Annotated in this window: 17 protein-coding genes; 9 read left to right on the top strand and 8 right to left on the bottom strand. The window is 41.1% G+C overall.

Annotation, left to right across the window (positions count from 1 at the left end; all coding sequences use genetic code 11):
• Positions 1 to 5: 5 nt before the first annotated feature.
• Both AC1D0K_RS24225 and AC1D0K_RS24220 read left to right on the top strand, forming a co-directional pair.
• Positions 6 to 1,673, top strand: a complete 1,668-nt coding sequence (locus tag AC1D0K_RS24225; RefSeq protein ID WP_477391337.1) for a RagB/SusD family nutrient uptake outer membrane protein — start codon at positions 6 to 8, stop codon at positions 1,671 to 1,673.
• A gap of 83 nt (positions 1,674 to 1,756) precedes the next feature.
• A complete protein-coding gene (locus AC1D0K_RS24220) occupies positions 1,757 to 3,274 on the top strand; it encodes a glycoside hydrolase family 28 protein (protein WP_477442662.1) in 1,518 nt (505 codons plus the stop codon).
• 428 nt (positions 3,275 to 3,702) lie between these two features.
• On the opposite strand, the gene AC1D0K_RS24215 is transcribed toward AC1D0K_RS24220, so the two are convergent.
• The 5 genes from AC1D0K_RS24215 to AC1D0K_RS24195 form a co-directional block, all read right to left on the bottom strand.
• A complete protein-coding gene (locus tag AC1D0K_RS24215) occupies positions 3,703 to 4,713 on the bottom strand; it encodes an SMP-30/gluconolactonase/LRE family protein (RefSeq protein ID WP_477397126.1) in 1,011 nt (336 codons plus the stop codon).
• 32 nt (positions 4,714 to 4,745) lie between these two features.
• On the bottom strand, positions 4,746 to 7,103 hold the full coding sequence (locus AC1D0K_RS24210) for a glycoside hydrolase family 2 protein (protein ID WP_477397124.1): 2,358 nt from the start codon (positions 7,101 to 7,103) through the stop codon (positions 4,746 to 4,748).
• Positions 7,104 to 7,150: 47 nt separating this feature from the next.
• Positions 7,151 to 9,727, bottom strand: coding sequence for a glycoside hydrolase 5 family protein (locus tag AC1D0K_RS24205; protein WP_477442660.1), 2,577 nt, complete (start codon positions 9,725 to 9,727; stop codon positions 7,151 to 7,153).
• Positions 9,728 to 9,818: 91 nt separating this feature from the next.
• The gene (locus AC1D0K_RS24200; RefSeq protein ID WP_477397119.1) at positions 9,819 to 11,324 is read right to left on the bottom strand and encodes a RagB/SusD family nutrient uptake outer membrane protein; all 1,506 of its coding nucleotides are present in this window, start codon (positions 11,322 to 11,324) and stop codon (positions 9,819 to 9,821) included.
• A gap of 19 nt (positions 11,325 to 11,343) precedes the next feature.
• Positions 11,344 to 14,463: a SusC/RagA family TonB-linked outer membrane protein gene (locus AC1D0K_RS24195; RefSeq protein WP_477397117.1), complete on the bottom strand. Its 3,120-nt coding sequence runs from the start codon at positions 14,461 to 14,463 to the stop codon at positions 11,344 to 11,346.
• A 319-nt stretch (positions 14,464 to 14,782) separates the two neighbouring features.
• Between AC1D0K_RS24195 and AC1D0K_RS24190 the strand changes: the two genes are divergently transcribed.
• Complete coding sequence (locus AC1D0K_RS24190; RefSeq protein ID WP_477397115.1) at positions 14,783 to 18,967, top strand: hybrid sensor histidine kinase/response regulator transcription factor; 4,185 nt, start codon at positions 14,783 to 14,785, stop codon at positions 18,965 to 18,967.
• On the opposite strand, the gene AC1D0K_RS24185 is transcribed toward AC1D0K_RS24190, so the two are convergent.
• A complete protein-coding gene (locus tag AC1D0K_RS24185) occupies positions 18,964 to 19,941 on the bottom strand; it encodes a formylglycine-generating enzyme family protein (protein ID WP_477443203.1) in 978 nt (325 codons plus the stop codon). The two genes, AC1D0K_RS24190 and AC1D0K_RS24185, sit on opposite strands and share 4 nt — an antisense overlap.
• A 580-nt stretch (positions 19,942 to 20,521) precedes the next feature.
• Here AC1D0K_RS24185 and dgoD point away from each other — a divergent pair.
• From dgoD to AC1D0K_RS24160, 5 genes are all read left to right on the top strand, one after another.
• Positions 20,522 to 21,670, top strand: coding sequence for a galactonate dehydratase (gene dgoD, locus AC1D0K_RS24180; RefSeq protein ID WP_477397110.1), 1,149 nt, complete (start codon positions 20,522 to 20,524; stop codon positions 21,668 to 21,670).
• Positions 21,664 to 22,968 (top strand): MFS transporter, encoded by a 1,305-nt coding sequence (locus AC1D0K_RS24175; protein WP_477397108.1) that lies wholly within the window; start codon positions 21,664 to 21,666, stop codon positions 22,966 to 22,968. The genes dgoD and AC1D0K_RS24175 overlap by 7 nt, the downstream gene beginning before the upstream one ends.
• Positions 22,952 to 23,929 (top strand): 2-dehydro-3-deoxygalactonokinase, encoded by a 978-nt coding sequence (locus tag AC1D0K_RS24170; RefSeq protein WP_477397106.1) that lies wholly within the window; start codon positions 22,952 to 22,954, stop codon positions 23,927 to 23,929. The genes AC1D0K_RS24175 and AC1D0K_RS24170 overlap by 17 nt, the downstream gene beginning before the upstream one ends.
• Positions 23,926 to 24,582, top strand: a complete 657-nt coding sequence (locus AC1D0K_RS24165; protein WP_477397104.1) for a bifunctional 4-hydroxy-2-oxoglutarate aldolase/2-dehydro-3-deoxy-phosphogluconate aldolase — start codon at positions 23,926 to 23,928, stop codon at positions 24,580 to 24,582. The genes AC1D0K_RS24170 and AC1D0K_RS24165 overlap by 4 nt, the downstream gene beginning before the upstream one ends.
• A 191-nt stretch (positions 24,583 to 24,773) precedes the next feature.
• Entirely contained in the window at positions 24,774 to 25,595 is an 822-nt protein-coding gene (locus tag AC1D0K_RS24160) for an alpha/beta hydrolase (RefSeq protein WP_477443201.1), read from the top strand.
• Here the strand turns inward: AC1D0K_RS24160 and AC1D0K_RS24155 are convergent.
• Complete coding sequence (locus AC1D0K_RS24155) at positions 25,578 to 25,820, bottom strand: hypothetical protein (RefSeq protein ID WP_477399752.1); 243 nt, start codon at positions 25,818 to 25,820, stop codon at positions 25,578 to 25,580. The genes AC1D0K_RS24160 and AC1D0K_RS24155 overlap by 18 nt on opposite strands.
• A 438-nt stretch (positions 25,821 to 26,258) precedes the next feature.
• On the opposite strand from AC1D0K_RS24155, the gene AC1D0K_RS24150 reads away from it, so the two are divergent.
• Entirely contained in the window at positions 26,259 to 26,438 is a 180-nt protein-coding gene (locus AC1D0K_RS24150; protein WP_477443199.1) for a hypothetical protein, read from the top strand.
• Between the two features lie 65 nt (positions 26,439 to 26,503).
• On the opposite strand, the gene AC1D0K_RS24145 is transcribed toward AC1D0K_RS24150, so the two are convergent.
• Positions 26,504 to 26,659: a hypothetical protein gene (locus AC1D0K_RS24145; protein WP_477399748.1), complete on the bottom strand. Its 156-nt coding sequence runs from the start codon at positions 26,657 to 26,659 to the stop codon at positions 26,504 to 26,506.
• Positions 26,660 to 26,900 lie beyond the last annotated feature (241 nt).

Raw genomic sequence — 26,900 nt, 5'->3', positions numbered from 1 at the left:
TCGTTATGAAATATATAAATAAAAAACATTTGCTGCTTAGCCTTGCTGTTGTGCTATTCAGCATAAGCGGATGTAAAAAATTTACTGATGAAAACAACCTGGGAGGGCAAACAGCCGAAACCTATTATAATACACCCGCTGGCTTCGAGGACCTGGTAAAAAGCAATTATAGTACTTTAAGAGGCATAGTTAACTTTGGGGGGCTTTATTTTATCGGAACCGATGTTTTTTCGTCGCCCGGCATTAATGATAATAATAGCGAAAACCTTTATAATACCAATCTCAACTCTTTTAATGGCGATGTAGACGGTTATTTCAGGCAGATTTATTCGGCAATCAATATTGCTAATAACAGTATTTACTGGGCAACAAAGGTACCCAACGGTAATGCCGCAAATATTAATATCCGCGTGGCCGAGGCTAAAGCATTGCGCGCCTACTATTACTATTTACTAACCGAAACATTTGGCGATGTGCCTGTAGTTTTAACCCGTACCACGGTTATTAACTTCATATTTACCCGCACTCCCGAAAAAGACGTTTATACCCAGATTATACAGGATTTGAATGATGCTTTGGCCGTACTGCCTGCTACAACTACAGATTTTGGCCGTGTAACCAAAGGTTTTGCGCAACACTTATTATCAAAAGTTTATTTAACACGGGGTTATAAAAGCTATGGCGGCGGTAATGCCGATTTTCAGTTGGCGGCAACCAATGCCGAAGCTGTAATGGCGGGTCCTTATTCCTTAAAAACTAAATATGCCGATCTGTTTGATCCTGCTATAAACAATTTTCAGGTAAACAATGAAGTGATCTTTTCTGTACAGTACAGCACCAACACCAACGCAGGTGCAAATGGATCAGGCAACAGCTTACAGCAATATTTTATGTGGGACACACAAAATACAGGTTTGGTTGGCCGAAGTACATTTTACGGAAAAACAAATAACGCGGCCTCTCTGGATCCATACTGGTTTAGCTTGTTTGACAAAACGCGCGATAGCCGTTATTTAGCTAATGTATATGATGTGGTTTATGTACAGGTTGCAGGATCTTATAACAGTAAAACTTTTGCGGTAGGCGATACCTTAATTTATTACCCTGCAGTGCCGTTTACGGCAGCACAAAAAGCGGAGAAAAAGTATGTTGTTATCAATCCGGATGAGTATCGTAATTCGCCATTTGTATCTGGTCAGCGTAACTATCCGCAGTTTAAAAAATTCCGCGACCCCGGAGTACCGGGCTATGTTGATGGCGGAGGCACCCGCGACACTTATGTTTTCCGTCTTGCAGAAACTTATTTAATAGCAGCTGAAGCGTACCTTAAAACAGGTAATTTGCCTAAAGCGTTACAATATTTTAACGCCATTCGCGTAAGGGCGGCCAAGCCAGGGAACAACCCGCTTACCGGGATTGCTTATAGTACAGAAATGCAGGCATCAACATTAACTATTGACGATATACTTGACGAAAGAGTAAGAGAGCTTACCGGCGAAGAATTCAGGTGGTTTGAGTTAAAACGCACAGGTACTTTGGTAGCCCGGGTGTTAACTTATAACGATGAAGCTAAAGCTGCAAATGCAATAAAGGCATTCCATTTGCTAAGACCCATCCCGCAGGCAGTTATTGATTTAAACCGCGAAACTTTTCCACAAAATCCAGGGTATTAATTAATAATGAACAATGATCCTCCGGCTTGGTCCGGAGGATTTTTGCCGCCCGATGTTTATTTTTTAAAGCTTAACCATTTATAATGATGAAAAATATTTTTACGAGCATCCTTTTGTTATTAGTGGTAACTACCGCTTTTTCACAAAAAAAGGATTATAATATAATAGCTTATGGTGCAAAGGCTGATAAAAATCATCTCAATACCATTGCTATTCAAAAAGCTATTGATGCCGCAAATAATGCCGGGGGAGGGCGGGTTATAATTCCGGATGGTAATTATATTACCGGCCCAATTATTATTAAATCAAATGTTGAACTCCATTTAACAGATAACGCCGTGTTGTTAGGATCAACTAACAGGATGGATTTTAACGATAAGTTAATGGCGTTAATTAGCGCCGGGGGCCAGCAAAATATAAGCATGACCGGCAGCGGCACCATCAACGGGCAGGGGCGCGAATTAGTTGAAAACGTACTGGAACTATTAAGCAAAGGCATAATAACAGATCCTCAATGGAAAGTTAAAAGGCCTGGTGAAAAAAACAGACCTACACTAATTTCATTTAGCAACTGCGATGACGTTAAAGTAACAGGCGTTACTTTAAAAGATGCTTCGGGATGGGTGCAAAGTTATAATAAATGCAAAAATGTGTTAATTGATAGCATATTGGTACAAAGCACTGCTTACTGGAATAATGATGGAATTGATATTACTGATTGTAAAAATGTAAAAATTATCAACAGCACATTTAACGCCGCTGACGATGCTGTCTGTATAAAATCAGATGACCCCAATGACGAATGCAATAATATTGTGGTTGAAAACTGTATCCTGCGTTCAAGCGCAAGTGGGTTTAAATTAGGCACTGGTTCTACAGGTGGGTTTAAACATATCCGGGTTAATAACATAAAGGTTTATAATACTTACCGATCGGCAATTGCGCTTGAAAGCGTGGATGGCGCTGTGCTGGAAGATATTGATATCCGCAACGTAACGTCAACCAATACAGGCAACGCTATATTTATACGCCTGGGCCACCGTAATACCGATAATCGTTATAGTACTTTACGCCGGGTGTACATTGCGAATGTTAAAGCAGAGATACCCGCCGGTAAGCCCGACATCGGTTATCCGATGGAGGGACCTCCGCCAAAAGTAGCACCGCATAATGTTGTTCCGGCATCTATTACTGGCTTGCCCGGCCATCCGGTAGAGGATGTGATATTGGAAAATATTGAGCTTAATTATGCTGGTGGCGCCGATAAAAATATGGCTTTTATCAGCACCGATAACCTGGGCCAGGTTACCGAAAATGCAGCCGGGTATCCTGAGTTTACCATGTTTGGCGAACTGCCGGCCTGGGGTTTTTATGTTAGGCATGCCGCCGGAATTACAATTAAAAACATGAAGGTTACAGTGAGTACAAAAGATTTTAGGCCTGCTTTGGTATTTGATGATGTAAATGGCTTAAAACTGGATAAAATTATCATCCCAACAGTAAATCAATCGCCGGCTATTATTATGAACAAGGTTTTACAGCCGTTACTGAAAGATGTTAATATGCCCGGAGATATTAAAGTGTTGATAGTAAAGCAATAACAGGTGTCTTCATCGGTGTTTGATGGAATTCGTTACCAACACAACATTAATGACCTTTTTAAAATTTGTTGAGGTTGCATGAAAAGATCGATTTTGTTATATGGCAGAGGTAAACATCACATCTACTGTTTTTTAGGTTCAGAAAAAAAGATCACGCCCGAAATGTTAAAGCAGTGTGGAGAGGTTAAAAAATTAACATTAGGGGAAATATTGGGTTATTGATATTATACCAGATTGATAGCATTAAGGTCAATATAAACAGGCAACATCTTTACAAGTTGTTGCCTGTTTTATTAAGGGCGACGGGAAGTTCATTGAACCATTTTTGTTTACTATTATAGTTTTTTAGTTAATTGTACCGACACCATTAATCATTGCCAAATTTAAAGTACCCTGCTCGTCAAATTCGATAAGAGTAACCGATTTACCTATCTTAAATCTACTTTCAAAACACGGTGATTGGACGTCAGATAGAGGGTCTTTTCATCAGCAGAAAAACTGCAATTCGATACTACATCATTAAATATCATTTTTCCCAGCAATTTACCGGTACGGTTAAATATCCATAAGCCTCCCGGCCCGGAAGCAAAAACATTGCCTTTTTTATCAATTTTCATCCCGTCGGGCATGCCTACAGCTGTTTTGGTTGCCGAATTTGCGCTGTAAAATATCCGGCCATGCGTAAACAAACCATTTCTATCCAAATCATAGGCATACCAGTTGGCTTTTCCCTGGTCAGAATTTGAGATCAGTATGGTTTTACCGCCAGGAAAAAAAGCGATGCCATTTGGTCGTGTAAGTGTATCTGTAAGCAGGGTTATTTTGCCATTCGCCGAAATTTTGTAAACACCCTGGTATTTGGCTTCTTTTAGTGGATCATGCACGTTTTTTTCGAGGCCGTAAGGAGGGTCGGTAAAGTAAATATCACCATTGTTCAAAAAAGCCAGATCATTAGGGCTGTCAAATTTTTTGCCATGGAAGCTGGCGGCCAGCTTGATGAATTTCGCTTTTGGCTTATCCAAAGGGGCATCCATTATGGATACTGCCCTATCACCATCCTGGCATATAACCAACTGCCCTTTCAAATTTAAACCTAAACCATTTGAGCCTAACTCTCCTCCACGTGGCTTTTTACCGGTATATCCCGAAGGGGACAGATAGATCTCTTTACCCTTTTCTTTGGTCCATTTATAAATGACATTCTTTTTAACATCAGAGAAAAGGAACATGTTGTGGCGCTGTATCCATACAGGTCCTTCGCTCCACATAAAGCCATCGGCTAAGATTTCGGCCTTTGCTGTTTTACTTACTAAAGCACTGAACTGCGGATCAATCTGTTCCGTTGTCATCAATGGTTTTGCAGCCTGGGCATAACCCGCGGTAATCCCGCTTATTAAAATACCCAGGGTAACCGGTAAAAATTTATTCCACGTTATCATATTAATGTATTGGGTTTAAAGGTTTATCTAAGTTAATGCAAAATCACCGATAGGTTGCCTGAAACAAGTTGATTGCCAGTTGCTTTTATCAAAACTTTCCCGGGTTTATCCGTCCCCATTATCAATGCAGGTGTTATTCCGGCTTCCGCATTGCCTGTTTTGTCACCAATAATCTTTGCACTGCCATTGACCGAAAACTTCAGCAGGTTTGTGGCATCAGACACTGTTATCCCGTTTTTATCGGTCACATAAGCATAAATAAATAGCACATCGTTGGCTCCGGCTTTAAAGGGTTTGCCGCTGTAATCTGCCTTTAATACAATTTTATAAGGCTTTCCTGGCGTAGCCGATGTTGAAGTAATCATTTTCCGGCCATTAATATATCCCGTTGCCTGTAAACTTCCGGGCTGATATTTGGCAACCTTAAACGTAAATGGCGGATGTTTTAAATTATTGGTATTTATCCCGGTATCTGGTTTTTGCCTGGCGATAAGAGTGCCATTTAGCTTCAGTTCAACCTCATCGCAATTGCTATAAATCTTAACAGCCGTATCAGTTGGGTCGTTCCAGTAATTGGCTATAAAAAGCATAGGCCGGCTTTCATCAGCATTACGCTGACTTTCGTAAAAATGATAGGCAAATTTTGGAATCCTGAAAATATCCATTACACCCGACATCTCGATGTCTGTGGCATAGCCTCTTTTATAATCAAAAATTAGCCAGTTAACATCGCCTACAATATTGCCGTTAAAATTATCATTATGCGCCTCCTGGTAGTTAAGGGCTTGTTGCAATAACCGCTCCTGCCCATAACCACGCACCTGCCTTGATGATTTTTCTTCCTTAGTTAAGTTTTGATATTCTGTTTGGTTAAACCCTGCATTTTGCGCATAATATTCCCAGTCGCCGTACTCCGCAATCAGTAATGGTTTATTTTTATTATATTTTTTCCAGTAATCCGGCGCTTTTAAATGCTGGCGGGCAGGGTTAAAAACATCAAATGCATAATCTTCCCACCCGGTTGAAAAAACATCTTTAAAAGGAAGCTCGCGGTGCACTATGTTGTTTGCAGTATCCATATAAGGCTTACTCATATCTGTTTCATTTAAGGATGCCTCCCATAAAACAATAGCAGCATGGTTACGGTCGCGGCGAATCATATCACGGATATTCTGAAAGCTGTTTGCCTGAAATGTACGGCCTCCAAAAAACTGCCATCCGGGGATGGCATCCATGACCAGTATGCCCAATTCATCGCAGGCATCCAGAAATGCAGGCGATGGGGGATAGTGAGAACACCTCACAAAATTATAACCTGCGTTTTTTATTTTCCAGGCATCCCGGTATTGAGCCTTGTCTGAAAGGGCATATCCAATATACGGGTATTCCTGGTGGCGGTTAGTACCAACTATTTTGAATTTTTCACCATTCAGATAAAAACCGGTCGCCTCAAACTTAAACGTCTTTATGCCGGTGTTAAATTTTTGTTCGTCAATGATTATTCCGTTTTCTAAAACCTGTACCAGTACACTATACAAATCAGGGTGCGTGGGCGACCAGAGCTTTGGATTATTGACTGTTAAATTTTGAGTAAAAGATCCAAAAGAATTGGCTTTTAACAACTGCTTACCGGCAAGCGATGTAGCAACTGTTTTGCCTGTTTTATCTGTGAGGCTAATTTTTACACTTACTGTTTTTTGCTGATCAAAGTCATTATTGACCTCTGTTTTCACAACCAGCCTGGCCAGCTTATCGCTTACGTGTTCGTCATGCAGCAGAATGCCTCCACCATTTTCATGGGCGGCCTGTACCGCATCATTAATATAGATCTTATTTTTAATAATTAGCCAGGCATTACGGTAAATTCCTCCGTAGTAGTTATAATCCAGATCCTTTATTGGCTTTGCCGGCGGAATTTCCGGATTATCCTGGTTGTTTAATTTAACCAGGATACAATTTGTTTTGCCAAATAATACATGATCTGAAATATCAATGTAAAATGGCAAAAAACCGCCTAAATGTTTATATACATGCTTACCATTAAGATAAACATCTGCCTCATGCATAGCAGCATCAAATTTAATAGCTATGTGTTTACCTTTATTTGCAGTGGGTATGGTAAAATACTTGCGGTAAAAGCAAGTGCCCTGCCATTGTTCTTTAACCTTTTTAACAGGTTCTATATGGGCTGTATGGGGCAATGATATTTTCTCCCAGTTAATCTTAGGGGTGCTGATATTACTCAGCAACTGAGCCGAATTTGTTGTATCAATATCTTTTACAAACTCCCAGTTAGCATTAAAGCCGGTGGTTGATGGGATTTTTAGTTGTGCTTTAGTTTTTATTAAATAGCCGGTTATCAGCAATATACAAAGTAGGAGCTTTTTCATTTAAAGGGTATAAAAGGTAGTGAATATTATATTTTCGGGCGATTTTATTAATTTTCCAGCCATGCTGATTCTATTTCTATACCATAGGGTTTATTAAACTGATCGGGGCTGAGATCATCAACAGTAGTGATTTCCAGCTTATCAAATTGGGGGATGCTTAATCCGCTAAAAGAGCCGGCTTTAAACCATAGTGCCTGAAATTCGGGATAAGGTCTTGGCACCATAAGATTAGAATCAGGCTTAAATGCTGATAGTGGTATTTCTATATTTTTATACTGATCGCTCATATTGATGTAGGCTGCATAAGCTGATGCATCTTTGTTTATGAAGGCCACCCGAAGCTTACCGTTTTGGCCAGTTTGCATGCGTGCCCTTATCACCATTTTACTATAGGATGCAACTTCAGGCAGGCGATCTTTTATTTTGTCGCCTATATAAAGCTGAAAACCCATTTCCTGGTTTTTCCTGATGTTTGTGGTTGCCGCTTTAAAGGCAAGCTGGCCCGTTACTTCCCCGCTGACGTACCGAACTCCGCCGCTGCGGCCCGAGCCTGAAAAATAACTGTTCGCATTTTCCCGGTCAGTTGTAGCATTAAACAAGCTTAAATTCCCCAGTGGGGCAGCAACAGAAGTTTGCCAGCTTTCGGTGTTCAGATAATTCCATGAAGCAGGGTCGCCTTCGTGCCCTCCGGGGAAAGACAGGTATTTATCGCTCTGCTGTATCAGGATGTGGTAATTTAACAAGCCCGATATTATTTGCGCCGCAGGGATGGATGCACTATAATCATATGGTGTACTCTTTTCCATAACGATTGCAGCCGGCCCGCCAAAAGGTTTATTTACCAGCAGGGTTACTTTTGCATCCGGATCAATATTGATGATTTTCGCTTTCACTGTAAATTGCTTTCCCGCGCTGATCTCTGTAGCAGGGCTATGCCGAACGAATGGTTCCTTGCTGAAAGACTGCGGGGCAACAAACTCGTTAAGGCCAATAATATCCAATATTTTTTTATCTGCACTATTTGTGATTGAGCTGCCTTTTTTGGATAATAAATAAGTTCCGGGTTTTATGATGAATGAGCCGTTGGCCGCCGTTGTGCTGTAATTGTTGCCGGCGTTAATTGCCTTAACGTTAAAATCGTTTCCAAGTTGGGTTAAACTAATCTGTATTGGTTGGTCATGCCATTGAATATGCACTACCTCACGTGCCGGTGATGGTTTTGAAAACGGATCACGTACAGTAATGGCATCCGGCATAACCTCAAGCCGCCAGATACCGTTTTCAAGCTTGTCCAAAAAATAAGCGCCGTACCCCTTGTATTGTATTATAGCTGAAGAGCCTAAGCCTGCAATGTGCTCTAATTTTTTCACATCGGCAGGTGCTGAAGATGTTGTACCCGAATAGTAAAATTCGCTGGCCGTATTCATCTCACTCATTGACTGATTGTAGCTTACATGGTAGGCATCAAAAACGCTGTCGGCCGGATAAGTACCATAGTTTTTTTCCTGTGGAAGCTGGCGGAATACCCTGGTGGCAATTAAATAGCTAATAGCTTTTGCGGGGGTATAAGCAAGGTTAAGATAATGGGTTTGATATTCTGTATTGGCATAGCCATTCCCCAAGGGATCATATGCAAACTGTGTTATCCATTGAAAACCGGCTTGTTTAAAGCTGCGCGCAATTGCCGGGTATAAGCATGATTGTAAAACATCGGCGGCATCAAACTCATATATCATGCGTGCTTTATTTTTGAACTCGGGTATGGTATCAAAAGGAATATGGTAATGATCCACATTGGGTAAAAAATTGCCTTTTTGTTCGTGCCCCTCTACCAGCCCTGTAGGGTACCATTGAAAACTGAAACCATTAACATTTGATTTGGCAACCGCATCAGCATAGGAGGGGTTTTGGCTGATATTATAAAATATAGGTTTACTCCAGCCGGTACTGCGTGCTGCCGCCTCCAACCTGTTAATATAAGCTGTTACCTCGCTTTTTGGGCCGCTATGGGCCGGTTCGTTATTTAGTTCGGCACCGATAATATTGGGCTCATCGCGGTAGTTTATTTTTGTATAGGGGTTAACATGCTGTAAAAGCTGTTTAATATAGTTTTCCTGTGCTTTAATCCCTGCTTCAATCCGAGTAACAGGGCCTTTGCCGTATTTTGCTGAAAACCCTATCGAAGGTTCGTCCTTTTGAGGATAACCATTGCCATAAAAAGCTATGGTGGTGATAATAATGCGAATATTACGCTGCTTTAAGCGATAGAGTAGATAATCAAAAAGTTTTAGGTGCTCATTCTGTAACAGGTTGCCCGTTGAGTCGCTGATTTCTGTATCCCAGATATGTACCCTGAAAGCGTTCACTCCCATACGGGCCATGTGATAGGTATCTTCATCAATCTCTTTCTCAATATCCTTATTCATGGCTTTCATGGAACGGTAGCCATAAGCAAAGGGCACAGTATAATTTACACCGAAGAGATAAACTTCTGATTGATCCTTTTCCCATCGCAATCGGCCTTGCTTATCCATATACACTAAATTCTTGCTTTGTTGTGCATGGGTAGGCTGGGCGAACACTAAGAAAATGGAAATGATGATTAGTAAGATGCGGTATTTCATAGATGAAGGTAAAAGTTGTATTAGGTTATTATCAAGTGCTGCCTTGGGGCAGCACTTGATAAATTGAAAGGCCAAACCTTAGGGAGGTATATTATTGAGAATAACCCGGATTTTGTTTGAGTATCCCGTTACCTTGTATCATTACGTTGCTTGGTATCGGGAAAAGGGTCATGAAATCCTGTGCAGCTGTTTTTCCGCGTGCTTTGGCGTTAGATATCAATACGCCTTGCCTTATCAGTGTTTGGCGGCGTGAACCTTCACAATATAACTCGCGGCCGCTTTCGTCGATCAATGCGGCACGGAAATCGGCTGTACTCATGCCCGCAAAATTGCTGACTCCTGCACGTTTACGTACCATATTTACATATTGGTAAGCATCGGCCGGGCCACGTTGTTCATTAATGGCTTCGGATAATGATAGCAACACTTCGGCATATCTAAACACAACTACGTCAAATGAGTAGCCTGGTCCATCGCCCAGCACACCGGTATATTTTACAGGAATAGCGCCTCTTAAGCCGGTTGACTGGTTAATTGTTTTTCCGCTGGTGTTGGTATATGATGCTATAATGGTGCTTTTTCGGCTGTCGGCTGCATCAAATTTATTGTAAAATGCCCAGGGCATATAATAACCTGCCCATCCCGGCCCCCTTGTTAAAAGCGGTGAAGCGGTAAAATCGCCTGGCAGTACTTCCTGTACCCAATAATTAGGACTTGCACTGTTGGTAGGGGTAGCATATATCAGCTCATTGTTTTGTTTTACATTAAACACATCGGCATAATTTGGCATCAGGCTGTAGCCCATGCCCATAATGGTTTTAGCTGTAGCTTCTGCTTTATCCCATTGTTTATTCATCATATAAATTTTCAACAACAGCATTTGCGCAACACCTTGCGACATACGGCCCCAGTTGGCATTGTCGGTATTATATTTTGCCGGCAAATCTGGAATGGCTGAAGTAAGGTCGCTTATCATTTGTGCGGAATATACTTCGGCAGTGGGGCGTGGTGCAATGGTAAGGCTGGCCAGTTTTGTAGCGTCGGTTGTTGCATTAACCGGGCCGTAAAAGTCATATAATACAAACATCAGCCAGGCGCGTAAAACTTTTGCTTCGGCAGTATATCTCTTTTTTATCTGATCACTTACGGTAGTAACTTTGGATATATTGTCAATAACGTCGGTTGCCTTAGCCACATAACTTATGTACGGATAAACCGAATTATTAAGCCCCTGATAGGTAGCCGGACCCCAGGTAAAGTTGGTTAAATTTTGATCCCAATCCGTACTGGCTTCATCGGTTGTCATTATGCTTTTTAACAGATATGTTTTTATATCGGCATTATAAAGCGATGCCGATTGCTGATTGTTGCCTAAATCTGTTTGGTCCCAGTTTGAAGAGAAGGGACTGTAAATGACTATCACCGCGGCGTTGATGTCCGATTCGGTTTTGTAAAAGTTACTTGGGGATATCTGGCTGTAAACCTTTGAGTTTAGCGCCTTTTTGCAACCTGAATCAAACAGCACCAGTGTACAGCAGCTTAGCAGGAGTACAGTGTACTTCGCTAATTTATTTCGTTTATTTTTTAAGCTTTCCATTTATTTAGCGTTTAAAATTTTAAAAAGTAGCGTTTACACCAAACGTAATTGATGTTGCCAAAGGGTAGGGGTTTGTTTCTGTATATTCAGGATCGTATCCTTTGTAATTGGTGATGATGAACAGGTTCTGCGCATCGGCAAAAAACCTTAACGTTTTGATGAATTTATCATGTAAAGGCAATTTGTACCCCAGGGTTACATTTTTTAATCGCAGGAAGTTGACGTTTTGCCCGTAAAAATTATTTGTTTGGCTTGGGTTATTGCCGGTATAAACATTAGCTGCATAACCCGGATAAATTCCGTTTGTATTGTCGGCCGAGAATATATTCGCAGCACCTGCCAGCGTGTTATGGGGCCTTGTTGATTCATTAATTACAGCCGGATCATAAAATGCACCATAATTATTTACTTCATACATGCCAAAGCTGCCATACATAAATACGTACAGATCGAAGTTTTTATAGGTAAATGTGTTGCCAAAGCCAAGTGAAAACTTAGGGTCAGGGTTACCCAATGCAATAACATCATTCACATCTAATTTTCCATCACCGTTACGATCTTTGTAGATAATGTTACCCAGGTTTGCATTTGGCATGTATGATGGAATTTCACTTTTATTGTGGATGATGCCATCAGTTTGCCAGCCGTATACTTCCCTTATAGGATCTTTATAGCCGATGTATGAGGCCAAAGGCGTTTCTGGATTTCTGGCAACCCAGTAGTTTTTATAGGCTGATATATTGAAGTTAGTTGTCCAGTTAAAGTTTTCGGTTTTTACGTTTTGCGATAATATTGAAAACTCGATACCGCGGCTGCGGGTTGAACCAATGTTGGTCACTACCTGTCCTACCTCGTTATTTACAGGCAGAGGGTCATAATCTATCAGGCCTGATGCTGTCTTTTGAAACACATCTATCGAACCTGTTAAACGGTCATTAAATAAGCCATAATCCAAACCAAAGTTGATTGTTTTGTCGGTTTCCCATTTTAAATTATTATTGGCAATCTGGGTAATGCCGATACCCGGATAGTAGGTGCTGCCGATAACAAAAATTGGGCCTGCCGATCCGTAAAGCGGCAATGCACCCGATCCTAAAATTGGTGAGTTACCTGATGTACCATAGCCTGCACGTAGTTTCAGTGATGAAATAACTTTGGAGTTTTTAAGAAAATCTTCCTGGTTTATTCTCCATCCCAGTGAGGCACCCGGAAAGAAACCGAATTGTTTGTTGGTAGCGAAGTAGCTTTCACCATCCTCGCGTCCGGTTATTGTTAACAGGTATTTATTCTTGTAAGAGTAATTTGCCCTGAAATAACCTGAAACCTTAATTAAATCGCGGTCGCGATTGGAGAAATCAAAGCTTTTGTCCTTATCACTTGCCAGGCCTACATTATAAAATCCAAGCGCATCTGTCGGGAAACCTACAGCCTCCAGACCATAGCCTTCATTCGAGCTTTTATAGTAGCCCACACCGCCAACTACCGAAAAGTTGTTATCACTGTTTATCCTTTTGTTGTAGGTAAAAAATGACTCTGCACTATAGTTTTGTATGTGGTTATTTGTTAACTGAGCCATACCTGTAGGTAACTGGTAATTTTGTGCTTTTACAGGCAGGAAAAATTGCAGTTCGCTGGTTTGTTTGTCAATACCTACTACTGTATTCCATTTTAAATCGTCAGTTATCTTTACTTCGATATTTGGCGATGCCATAAAACGGTTGGTATTTGTATTGTTTTGTATGATTAGAAACGCTGCTGGGTTTGTTATAATGTTGTCATAACTTTTGGTGTACGAACCATCGCTATTGAAAGCATTGAGATTAGGTGCAAATGAATAAGCCGCCTGCAACTGATTGTACTTTTCGGCACCACCGCTGTTGCTTCCTGTAGATGCATTGTTGCTGTTTATTTGGCTGAAAGTAAGGTTTAATGAAAATTTTACCCTTTCACCCAATTGCTGATCGATGTTTACACGACCCGAATAACGCTTAAAGTTGGAGTTTTGCAGGATAGCCTTATTGTCGTAAAAGTTGAATGATGAGAATATCTTGGTTTTATCGGTGCCGCCGGATACGGAAATATTATGTTCATCAACATAACCATTTCTTATGATCGACCCCAGCCAATCTGTTCCCTTACCTGCAGATGCAATCTGGTCAGGGGTAAACAGCGGCGTAAATCCCGGTGCTGCAGCCGGACTATTATTGCCGTAAGGAGCAAGGCCGTTATCGAATAAATATTTATCATGTGCCAACCTTACCTGTTGAGTTTCAAAGCCGGTTGCATCCAACAGATTAAAATACGACTTTGGTTTTTGTATGGTATAACTGCCACTGTATGAAACTACCGCATTTCCTTTTTTTCCTCTTTTGGTAGTTACCAATATTACACCGTTAGCGGCCGCGGCACCGTATATGGCAGTGGCGCTGGCATCCTTAAGTACGGTTACATTTTCGATATCTGAAGGATTGATACTACTCAAGGGATCCTGATCGACGCCACCAGAAAACCCGAGGTCTTTATCGTTTATAGACGGTGTTGCAGAACTGTTATTTGTTATGGGAACACCATCAATAATGTAGAGGGGGGTGTTGGCGCCATGCGGTGAAATTGCACCGCGGATGGTTACGGTTAAACCGCCGCCCGGCTGTGCGCTTCTGGTATCAAGCGTTAAACCTGCCGCCTGACCTTGTAATAAATTGTTAATGGACGTTTGGGCTACCTGCGGAAGATCTGACGTTTTTACCGAAACAACAGAGCCGGTTACATCCTTCTTGGTTGATGTGCCGTAGCCCAGTACAACAACTTCATTCAATGATTTGCTATCGGATGTTAGCTGAACATTGATTTTTACACGGTCATCAATGGCTTCTTCTTTAGTGATATAGCCTATAAATGAAAAAACAAGCGTACTCGTATTGCCATTTACGGTTAATTTGTAATTTCCATCATTATCTGTTTGCGTGCCGGATTGGGTACCTTTTACGGTAACGGTTACGCCAGGCAATGTCTCGCCCGCAGCCCCAGTAACTTTACCTGTAATGGTTTTTTGCTGCGCGAAAACTGAAATTGAAAACAACAATTGTAAGAACAGGAGCAAAGGCCACCGCCTTTTAAACAAAAAAGTAAAATTTTGCATAATAAATTAGGGTTAATTGGTTTATATTAGAGTTCCTCCCCAATGAAAGAAGCCTCCGCCCGAATAACAGCAACTGTTAAAACACATTCAAGTCCTGCAATCTTTCGAAGCGTGAAATGGGGCGCTTAAATTGGTGAACAAATGAAAGACTATTTACTATGATATGATTTGTGCTATTATTCATATATTTTGTTCAATCGGACATTTAGAATACAACAAGTCCTTCGGCAGTTTTCATCTTTCCTTTTATGTATAACTTTATCTGCATATTAATTTGTTATTACCAATTACTACAATCATTTCACCACACCGGGAAATCATGCTGCTGAAGAATCATAGTCAAACACGCAGGTACCTGCGCCTGTTACCGCAATCAATTATATTCATACTGCTTTTTACAACGGGATATGCCCATGCACAAACGTTGAACCTCAAATTTAAGCACATCAATATAGGCCAGGGGTTATCAAACAGCACCATTGAATCAATTTACCAGGATAGCAAAGGGTTTATCTGGTTTGGTACAAGGGATGGCTTGAATAAATATGATGGCTATCAGATTACTGTTTTCAGGAACGATCCTAATAATAAAAACAGCATAAGCGATAATTTTATAAAATGTATCAATGAAGATGCATCCCATAATTTGTGGATAGGTACCAGCGATGGCCTAAACCGTTTTGACGCTTACAAAAACACTTTTACAAGATATGGCCATAGCCCGGTTAATAATCAAAGTCTTCCGGGTAATGGTATTAATTGTATTTATAAATCTAAAAGCGGGCTGCTTATTGTTGGTAGCAATGGCGGTGGTTTGAGCGTGTTCGATGCCGGAAAAAATGAATTCAAACGTTTTGTGCCCAAAAATAGCCAGCCGCTCGCAATTGATAATTTTGATGTAAACAGTGTTCTTGAAGACCGCAAAAATAATTTTTGGTTAGCCACCGATAAAGGTGTGGGCTTGCTCGATAAAAAAAAGGGAACTGTAAATACAAGTTTTAACCTTAATAACAACCCCGCTTTCGTGATAAGCCTTCCAACATTAAGGCTTCAGGAAGATCAGCAAGGTAATATCTGGCTGGGAACCATAAACAATGGTTTAGTGATGGTAAACCTGGTCAATCACGTTTTTAAACAATTTTTACATGACGACAAAAAAACATACAGCATCAGCACCAATTTAATCAGGAGCTTATTGGTTGATAATAAAGGAAACGTGTGGACTGGAGGAGTTAATGGCAGCCTTGACCTTTTGAACCCGTCGGGTAACACTTTTCTGCATGCGCAAAATGAACCGGGTAACTCCCTCAGCTTGTCACAAAAAACAGTCTCGTCATTGTTTCAGGATAATCAAAACAACCTGTGGATAGGGACCCATCGGGGTGGTGTAAATTTTTATGCGCCACTTGCCGAAAAATTTAAGCTACTGCAGCAGGGCGCTACCGAAAATAGCCTGAGCTACAATGATGTAAAGTCTTTTTACGAGGACAGTAAAGGAATTATATGGATAGGTACCGATGATGAAGGACTGAATCAATACGACGAACAAACAAATAACTTCAAACATTATAAATATAATGCTTTTGACTTAACCAGTATCAGTTCTGACGCGGTGTTAAACACCACCGAGGATAGGAACAAAAACCTTTGGATTAGTACCTGGGGCGGTGGCTTAAACCTGATGGACCGAAAAATGGGCACCTTTACCCATTTTGTAAATAAACCTTCTGACGCAAATTCTATAAGCTCGAACTACGTACAAACCACACTGCAGGATAGCGAAGGAAATTTTTGGGTGGCGACATATTATGGGGGCCTAAATCTGTTTGACCCGAAGACACATATTTTTAAGCGGCTCACCAATACGATAAACGACAAAAGCAGCTTATACGGAAATAACATTATTGCGTTAAATGAGGATAAAGAAAAGAATCTGTGGATAGGTACCGATGACGGCGGTCTGAATCGCTATAATCTTATTAAAAAAACATTTACGCACTATTTTATAAGCGGGGATAAAACCCCTGATATAAGGGTAATATTTACTGACAGCAAAGACCGGATATGGGTTGGGCAGGAAGGGTTGTACCTTTTTAACCCAACTACAAATAAGTTTAATATTTATACCAACAAGGGGGGCTTATCAAGCGAGTTTATAAAGGGGATTACAGAGGACAACTTTGGTTTTTTGTGGATCAGTACCTCAAACGGCCTCACTAAATTCAATCCCAATACACGTGAGTTAAAGAAATACAATGTAGCCGATGGTTTACAGGGCCTTGAGTTTGAAGCCGGCGCATACATGAAAACTAAAAGTGGTGAAATGTATTTTGGCGGCATTAACGGCGTAAACCACTTTTATCCGAGGGACATCCGGGTGAATCACTTTGTGGCGCCGGTATATATCACCGGTTTACAGATCTTTAATAAAGACATACTGCCAGGTGATGAGAAATCGCCACTGAAAAGTGATATTAGTTTAACTCATGAAATCAAGCTGGATTACAAGCGGTCTACCTTGTCATTTGACTTTGCCATATTAAGCTACACTGCTTCAGAGAATAACCATTACGCTTATAAACTAAAAAACTTTGATCAAGATTGGCAATACACCTCCGAACGGAAAGCCAACTACACCAATTTGAGCCCGGGTAATTACACCTTCTACGTAAAGGCATCAAACAATGATGGGATATGGAATAATAAAAGTGCCTACATTGATATCAGTATTTCGCCTCCGTTTTGGTCAACATGGTGGTTCCGGTTAATTGTTTTGTTTTCAGGTATTACGGCCAGCTATTATTTACTGCGTTTCAAAAAGAACCTCGATTTGCAAAAAATAGAAGAAAACAAACGTGAGGAAATGCACAAAATCCAATTGCAGTTTTTCACAAACATCTCCCATGAATTTAGAACACCACTAAGTTTAATACTGGGTCCGCTCGAAAAAATAATGAGCGAAGATAAAAGCCAGGTCTTTCGCCTGTATTATGATACGATACACCGAAATGCGAATAGGCTGGTTTTATTAATTAACGAACTTCTCGATTTTAGGAAAGCAGAAAGCGGATCGTTAAAATTGAAAGTTATGCCCGGTAATCTCGACCAGTTTATTTCTGAAGTGGTGGAGGATTTCAAGAGTCTTGCTTCCGAAAAACACATCGCATTGCACCTCACTACCCAGCGCAATCTTGGAGAGACATGGTTTGATAGGCAGATAATTGAAAAGATCATTATTAACCTGATACATAATGCCTATAAATACACCAATATAGGCGGCGAAATAACCATTGAGCTTTATGCCAACCCGGATGGATTTGAAACCGCGTATAAGCACTCCATGATGGTTAACAGTAATTACCGTGCAAAAAAATACATCTACATAAGGGTTTCAGACAACGGTATTGGCATCTCTAATGACTCGATCCATCATTTGTTTGAAAGGTATTATCGCATTACAGATGCGCACATGGGGTCGGGAGTGGGGCTTGCATTTGTAAAAACCCTTATCCTGATACACAAAGGAAGTATAATTGCTTATAGCGAGAAAAATAAAGGCACCGACTTTATCGTAAAAATACCCGTTGATAAAGCGGATTATGCAATTGAGGAAAGATGGATTAACAATGCTGATAACAGCGGGATACAATTGGAAAGCATCAGCACGTTTCTGCACCAGAATTACAAAACAGCCGAAACTGATCCAGTAGAAAGGCGGGAAAAGGGGCAGTTGAATAAGATACTTGTAGTTGATGATAATGATGAACTGAGAAATTTTCTTCATCATAGCTTAGATGAGTTTTACGAGGTAATAGAAGCTGTAAACGGTATAGATGGCCTTGAAAAGGTAAAAACTGAATTTCCCGACATGATCATAAGTGATTTGATGATGCCTGGAATGAACGGCATCGATTTTTGCGAGGAAATTAAATCACATCCGGAAACTTGCCAGATACCGTTTATTATCCTTTCTGCAAAAGATGCGCTTGAGTCTAAAATTGAAGGCGCGGAGTCTGGCGCCGATCTTTATTTTCCAAAACCTGTAAGCATAAACCTGTTGTTGCTTTCAATCCATAACATTTTCAGACAGCAGAGCACACTCAAAAAAAGCCATATAAAGAACTATTTCATCGAGGCACATGAAGCCACGGATCAGCAAAGCGATAATAGTTTCCTGGATCAATTGGTTCAGGTAATAGAGTTGCAATTAGGCAACCCGGATCTGGATGTGGATCATCTATGCCGTGAAATGGGCATGAGTAAAACAAAGCTATATAATAAAATAAAAAAGATATCCGGCTTATCCATCGGTGAATTTGTCAGAACGTTTCGACTAAAAAAAGCGGCTTATATTATCTCGCACGAGGATATTTTGTTAACGGATGTCATGTATCGGGTAGGCATACAAACGCAATCCTATTTTACCAAAGCTTTCAAAAAAGAGTTCGGTAAAACGCCTTCGCAGTTTTTAAGCGAAATTAAAACCGGTAAAAAAATGAATTAAGATTTTTTTGCTGACGATAGCACAATGCGAAAGCCACGCCATGCACTGTCTTCATTAGGCGGATTTGTGGCTCTGTTGGCACTTCGTTCATCATTGCTGCCGCTGCCAAAGCTACCGCCCCGGTTTACACGGTATATCCCGGTTGCCGGGCCAACAGGATCCGTTACCTGGCCGCCGGTATATGGCCCGTACCAGTCATAACACCATTCCCATAAATTGCCAAGCATATCATACATACCCCATTTATTGGGCAGCTTTGCGGCAACATTACGCGAACCGGTAACAGGATTGCCAAACCCTTTGCCCTTATAATCTTTAAAACTATTACCGCCATACCAGGCTATATGATCAGTGGTACTGCCATATATTGCACTGGTGGTGCCAGCCCTGCAGGCATATTCCCATTGGGCCTCTGTTGGCAATGTATATTCATAGCCTGCGGGCAGCCTGTGTGCAGCACGTTCCTGGCTGGTAAGCATTTTGCAAAACTGCATAGCTTCGTTCCAGTTTACGAAATACATCGGCAATTCATCGTTTTCATTAGCCAGTACTTTATCCGGATCATTTTTGTCAAAATGCATAAAATCCCTTATCAGCATCCTTTTCCCCATAAAATCATACATCGTTGTATCATTCAATAGTTTATTAACCTTATCACGCACATTCATTCCTGTAACGGCCTTCCACTCTCCAATAGTAACTTCGGTATTGCCAATCCAATAGCCTTTGGTTAACGTTACCGTTGTATGAGGGCTTTCATCTGGTTTTCGCCCAGCTTCAGTTTCGGGGCTGCCCATAACAAATGTGCCCGCAGGGATCCAGCTCATCGGTAATATTGCCTTTTCATTCAAAGATAATTGCCAGGCCTTACCGGCAATAGGGACTTGTGAATCCGTATTTTGCTGCGCCGAAAGGTTGCCGGGATATAAATATAACGTGGCAAAAAATAAGGAGATCAATAATAATGGTTTCATATCAATATTTAAGGTGACTGAAGGCGTTTTATCAAGGCCCAATTGCTGGTTAAATATAGAAAACACATTAAGCAAAAATTATCCCTTGAATTGCCGGTGAGTTTTCGGCAGGCGGGTATATCGTTCATTTAAAGCTTTAAATACAGGTATATTATTATGAGATTATAAATTTTAACCTGAAGGTGTTTTATTGAAAGATTGTTTAATTAAGTTTCTGTAAATCAATTTATTATATTAAGATAGATATCTTGAAGCTAATTAAAAATGTGTTTTTTATGCTGCCGTTTAGTGAAAATAACACATTAGAAATAAAAGCATAGATACACTTGTATTGGGCATTAAATAAAACCGATTGCATTAAAAATATGCACAATTGAACAATCATTAAAAGCCATTTTGGCTGTTATTTGCTTTGCGACCTGATTATAAACCACAGCGATCATTATATGGCGAGAGACGCGCAGGAAATGCTGGAAATATTCTTGAACAGGAAAATTATATCGATATTGACCCTTATATAAGCATTGCCAAAAGCGCAACCTACATTAAAAATAACTTACTCCGATAAATATCATTTGCAGTGAAAATAAAAAGCTTTGAATTATTCACAGTACCCCCACGCTGGCTATTTCTTAAAATAGAAACCGACGAAGGTATAACGGGTTGGGGCGAACCTGTTATTGAAGGTAAAGCAGCAACGGTTAAAACCGCTGTTGAAGAATTGATGAACTATATTATTGGTAAAGACCCCATGAATATAGAGGACCACTGGAATGTAATGTACAGAGGTGGTTTTTATAGAGGTGGTCCAATTTTAATGAGTGCTATCGCAGGCATTGATCAGGCGCTGTGGGATATTAAAGGGAAATATTACAATGCGCCGGTACATCAGTTGCTTGGGGGGAAAGCCAGGGATAAAATGAAAGTTTATTCCTGGATAGGAGGAGACAGACCTGCTGATGTGGGTAATGCAGCAAAAGAAATGGTTAAAGCCGGTTTTGGCGCGGTAAAAATGAATGCCACCGAAGAACTGCAATACGTGGACTCCTATGAAAAAATTGACCAAGCCATTAGCCGTATAGCAGCGGTACGCGAAGCTGTTGGTAACTATGTGGGCATCGGTATTGATTTTCATGGCCGTGTACATAAACCGATGGCCAAAATATTAGCTAAGGAGTTGGAAGTATTTCGCCCTATGTTTATTGAAGAGCCGGCCTTGCCCGAAAATAACGAGGTAATGCGCGAAATTGCCCGGCATACTGCTATCCCAATAGCCTGCGGCGAGCGGATGTTCTCTAAATGGCAGTTTAAAACCCTTTTAAAAGAGGGCTATGTAGATATTATCCAGCCAGATCTGTCACATGCCGGCGGGATAACTGAATGTAAAAAGATCATATCAATGGCCGAGGCCTTTGATGTGGCAGCCGCGCCGCATTGCCCGCTTGGCCCCATCGCGCTGGCTGCCTGTTTACAGGTTGATGCGACGTGTCACAATGCTTTTATACAGGAGCAAAGCCTGGGTATACATTATAATAAGGGGAGTGATATCCTGGATTATATCACCAATAAAGATGTATTTAAATATGAAAACGGCTTTGTAAACATACCGGAAGGCGCAGGTTTGGGCATCGAAATAAATGAAGACCATGTACGCAAAATGGCAGCTATTGGGCATAACTGGACTAACCCGCTCTGGCGCCATGAGGATGGGAGCGTAGCGGAATGGTAACTACGGTAAACAACAATAAATATAGCAGAACCAGGTTCCGGGTATTAGCTTTTTTATTTATAAACGTTATTATCAATTATATGGACCGCAGCAATATTTCGGTCGCGGCCACCGCAATCAGTGCCGACCTGAAATTAAGCACCATACAATTGGGGCTGATATTTTCGGCTTTTGGTTGGATGTACGTCGCTTTCCAAATTCCGGGTGGAATTATTATCGATCGTTTTAGCCCCCGCGTATTATATGCCATAACATTATGCAGTTGGTCGGTTGTAACGTTGTTGCAGGGTATTACCCGTGGATTTTATTCTTTATTAGGTCTCCGGATGGCCACCGGTATGTTCGAGGCACCTTCATACCCCATAAATAACCGGGTTGTCAGCAGCTGGTTTCCTGAAAACGAAAGGGCATCCGCAATAGCTGTTTATACCTCGGGACAATTCATCGGGCTCGCATTTTTAACTCCTCTTTTAGCAGTTATTCAAAATTACTGGGGTTGGCGTGGTTTATTTATTAGTACAGGTGTAGTTGGCATAGCCTGGAGCCTGGTTTGGTATAGCTTTTACCGAGATCCCGTAATAGATGAGGCACTACCTGTTACAAAAAATGATACTCTGGCGGTTAACATTCCCTCAAAAAAAATCACCCGAAAGGAATTTAAGCAGGTACTAACCAATCGCAAATTATGGGGTATTTATTTAGGCCAGTTTGCGGTTACATCAACCTTATGGTTTTTTTTAACCTGGTTTCCAACTTACCTGGTTAAATATCGCGGGTTTGATTTTTTAAAATCCGGGTTTTTATCTTCAATACCATTTTTGGCTGCATTTGCCGGGGTCATATTATCCGGTTTAATTTCCGATCGGTTAATAAAAAAAGGCATCTCATTCAATAAAGCACGGAAAACGCCTGTAATAATTGGTTTGCTGCTATCAACGTTTATTATTGGGGCAAACTATGTTAACAATACCACGCTTGTAATTTTATTCATGACTATCGCCTTTTTTGGGAACGGCCTGGCATCAATAGCCTGGGTGTTTGTCTCTTTACTTGCTCCCAAAAACCTTATCGGCCTTACGGGAGGTGTTTTTAATTTTATGGGTGGCCTGTCATCAATAATAGTTCCGCTGGTTATCGGTTATTTAGCTAAAGACGGTAGTTTTACATCTTCCATACTATTTATAGGAATATTAGCCTTTGCAGGTGTGATATCATACCTGTTTTTAGTTGGTAATGTCAACAATCCAGATCAGGAGAATCCAAATTTAAAATTACTGCATAATGAAACAGTTTCTTAGCTGCGATTGGGGAACTTCCAGCTTTAGGCTGCGGCTGGTTGATGTGAACGAATATCAAATATTAGCCGAGGAAACAGATACCAACGGTATTGCAGCCACTTTTGCTTTATGGAAACAAAGTGGCCAACCCGAAGAAAAACGACGTTCATTTTATCTGGATGTAATAAATAAATCCATCAAAAAGATTGAAAGTAAAACAAGTAGGTCCCTAAGTGATGTGCAACTCATCATTTCGGGGATGGCATCTTCGACGATAGGTTTTATTGATATTCCTTATAGTCAGCTGCCTGTTGGTACAGATGGAACGAATATTAAAACACAATCTATTTCTGCAGATGGGCATTTTGCGCATGATGTGATGGTTATTTCGGGTTTGCGGTCTGATGATGATGTAGTTAGGGGTGAAGAAACCCAGCTGATTGGTTGTATTGATCCATCATACGGAAAAATCGATGATGAATTGTTCATTTTCCCAGGCACGCATTCAAAACATATTTTTGTATCAAATGATCAAATAACTGGCATCAGGACCTATATGACCGGGGAGTTTTTTGAACTGCTGTCGCAAAAAAGTATATTGAGGCTAAGTGTTGAAAATAATGATGAGCATACAGATCCACAAACTTCCGCCAGCTTTAAGATGGGGGTGAATGATGCAATTGATGCCAACTTATTAAACGCTGCTTTTAAAGTAAGAACAAATAGCCTGCTGAACAAGCCATCAAACAGGGAGAACTATAATTACCTGAGCGGTTTATTGATAGCAACTGAACTAAAGGATTTAAAAGCCTCGGGCATACAAAAAATAAACCTCCTTGGCGGCTCAAATTTGGGTGAATATTACCGATGCGCCCTGGAAGAATTAGGCCTTTCATCAAAAATACGGGTAGTGAATTCAATCTGGGCTGATGAAGCGGTTGTGCGCGGTCAACATAAAATTTTTAAAACAACAATGCAATGAACAACAAATTTTCATGGGAGCTTTTTAACCGGATGCCCATTATCGGCATTATGAGGAATATTTCCAGGGAATATACAGAAAGCATCGGCCAAGTTTATCAGCAGTCGGGCTTAACCTGCCTTGAAGTTACAATGAATTCTGCCGATGCGGATGAAACAATCTCATCATTAGTTAATACATATGGCGATAAATTAAATATTGGCGCCGGAACGGTTTGTACCGTTCAGGATCTGGAAAAGGCATTAAATGCCGGGGCTCAATTTATTGTTACACCAATTGTAAATGAAGATGTCATTGGTACCTGTGCTGCTCAAAAAGTACCTGTTTTTCCGGGGGCTTATACGCCTACCGAAATATATAAAGCCTGGAGCCTGGGTGCAACAATGGTAAAGGTTTTCCCGGCGACTACTTTAGGCACAGGATATATCCGGGAAGTATTAGGCCCGTTAAATCATATAAGCCTGGTGCCAACCGGCGGAATAAATCTTGAAAATTTTACAGGCTACCTGGCAGCAGGGGCAAAGGCTGTTGGAATTGGCAGCCACCTGTTTCCAAAAGATATCCTGGAAAGTGAAGACTGGGATAAACTACAGGAAATTTATGTTTTATACACGGAGCGATATAAAGCATACGTCAATACTAAAGCGGTATAGGTTAGTAACTGATTTATTACATTATAAATCAATAGCACCAAAATGATAATCAATAGCACAATAAAATAGGGTTTATTTACAGTTATTTAGCTTTGCAAATCATCAAAACCAATTTATAAAGTTAATGCCTTACTGTTATGAGATATAAAGTGCTATTGCAATCAGTTTTTACATTTTTTTTATTCTGTGCTATGATCGCAGTTACCGATGAGCCGAAAGAGATATTACTTTGGCCCAATGGCGCACCGGGATCAGCGGGAAAAACGGCCCCTCAAAAAACACGCGTAACCGACCAAGGCGATATCATAATTTCAAGTGTGCATAAACCTTCTTTAACACCCTATTTGCCCGACGCTGATAAAGCTACCGGAACTGCTATTATAGTTGCACCCGGCGGAGGCCACAGTGAGCTGTGGATAAGTCACGAAGGCTATAGCCCGGCAAAATGGTTCAGGGATCGTGGCATTGCTGCGTTTGTTTTAAAATACCGCCTGGCGCGCGATACCAATTCAACTTATACGGTTGATAAGGAAGAGGTGGCTGATATTCAACGTGCTATCAGATTAGTAAGAAGCCGGGCGAAAGAATGGGGAATTGATACCGCCAGGATAGGAGTTATGGGATTTTCGGCTGGTGGCGAGCTTGCAGCATTAGCGGCAATGCGCTATACAGCAAAAGATCAAAGCGCCAAAGATCCTATTGATCGTGAAAGCGATAAGCCTGATTTTCAGTGTTTAATTTATCCCGGCAATATTAACAGACTTTCTGTAAGCCCGGCAGCTCCCCCTGTATTCATTGCCGGTGGTTATAAAGATAGGAAGGATATATCAGAAGGGGTAGCCCAACTGTATCTTAAATATAAAGAAGCCGGTGTACCAGCAGAGTTGCATATTTACTCAAGCGTGGGGCATGGCTTTGGCATCCGGGAAACAAATAAAGGTTCTTACACAGAGTGGCCCGGACAAGTAAGGCTTTGGTTGGTGGACAATGGTTTTTTAAATGGAAAAGAATAAATGAAAGTGCTGTGTCGGATATTCCGTGAGGCCTGGAATTGTAAGCGATAACCCGTTTTTGATATCCTGTTGTTTCAAACCTAAAGATCCTCGGTCATCTGTGATCAACTTGAGCGATTGGTCGGTAATACTGCGCAAGTCGATATTCATATTCATTTCCTGATTTTCACCATTAATCCCGGTTGGGGTGGTGTTGATATAAACAACAAAGCCTGATATTTTCATACCAGGCTTTGTGTCGATTCTTAAGTACACTTAACGATACAGCTATACAATCACCTTTTGGAGGATATTCAGCTTTTGGGGCGTTTAATCGCATAAAATCAGATAGGGGATGATACAATTATCCGGACGGTCCGACCGCAGTTCTCGAACACCATTATAGAAGATTTGAAGAAAATTGCTTCTTTATAAATTGGTTTTTAGCCTATCAGCAGCAGTTCTTTCAGAATGTCATGTTTGAATTTACTGAAGGGGCGTTTGTGATAATTCTGTTCCAGTTGTTCAATACCAAAAAACATCCGGTAAATTTCTTCCTGGCTGACATCTTTTTATCCGTTCGATAAAAACAATACGGAGCGCTGAACATAGATTGATACACAAGCGGAAACCTGTTTACAGTTTTTGAACCGTGGAGAAACCCGAAAGCCAGGTTAAGAGCAAGTGCCTGCCTGCCGGATGAGCGGGAGGGATCAGTTAAGAGCGGAAGCGTATGGTCTGATCCGGATGGTGTGCGGGGCATACGGCAGGCAGGCTTTTGCTCCGCCGGCCGCATCTGGTGAAAGCATGAAGCAGGGCGGAATGATGAACCGGATAAAAGGCAAGCAGGCTTCGCAAGTATAGTCAGTAAACGCCAAAGCCTGTTGGAAAAGCAAATGCCTGCCTGAGGGATAAGCGGGAGGGATCAGTCAGGTTAAGCAGCGCGTACGGTCTGATCCGGGTTTGGCACCGGGCATACGGCAGGCAGGCTTTTGCAGCGCAGCCCGGTCTGGTCCGGAATGCAGCATAGCGAATGTAAGGGCCTGGCAAAGGGCATCGGGGGGCATCAGGGATAAGAGCGGCATGTGTGACTTGTTGTCCGTGAGTAAAGTAAGCGGACATTACAAGATGTTCTTTGTAATAACTGATTATCTGGTGAATGGAAACACCATTCCATCTATTTGAACAGATGAAAACACTTTCCTCATTTATGCAGGTGGCAACTGCATGGGTGCAGCAGGGAAGAAAGCAAGTAAGAATGGAATCTGACATTCAATCCTTTGCAAGTGTAGAGGTATGCGTAGGCAACGAACCTATGTTTGAATC

It is taken from the genome of Mucilaginibacter sp. P1_A3, from assembly GCF_056406855.1.
Note: the sequence above shows the minus strand (reverse complement) of the source record. Positions and strands in the feature narration are given on the sequence as shown.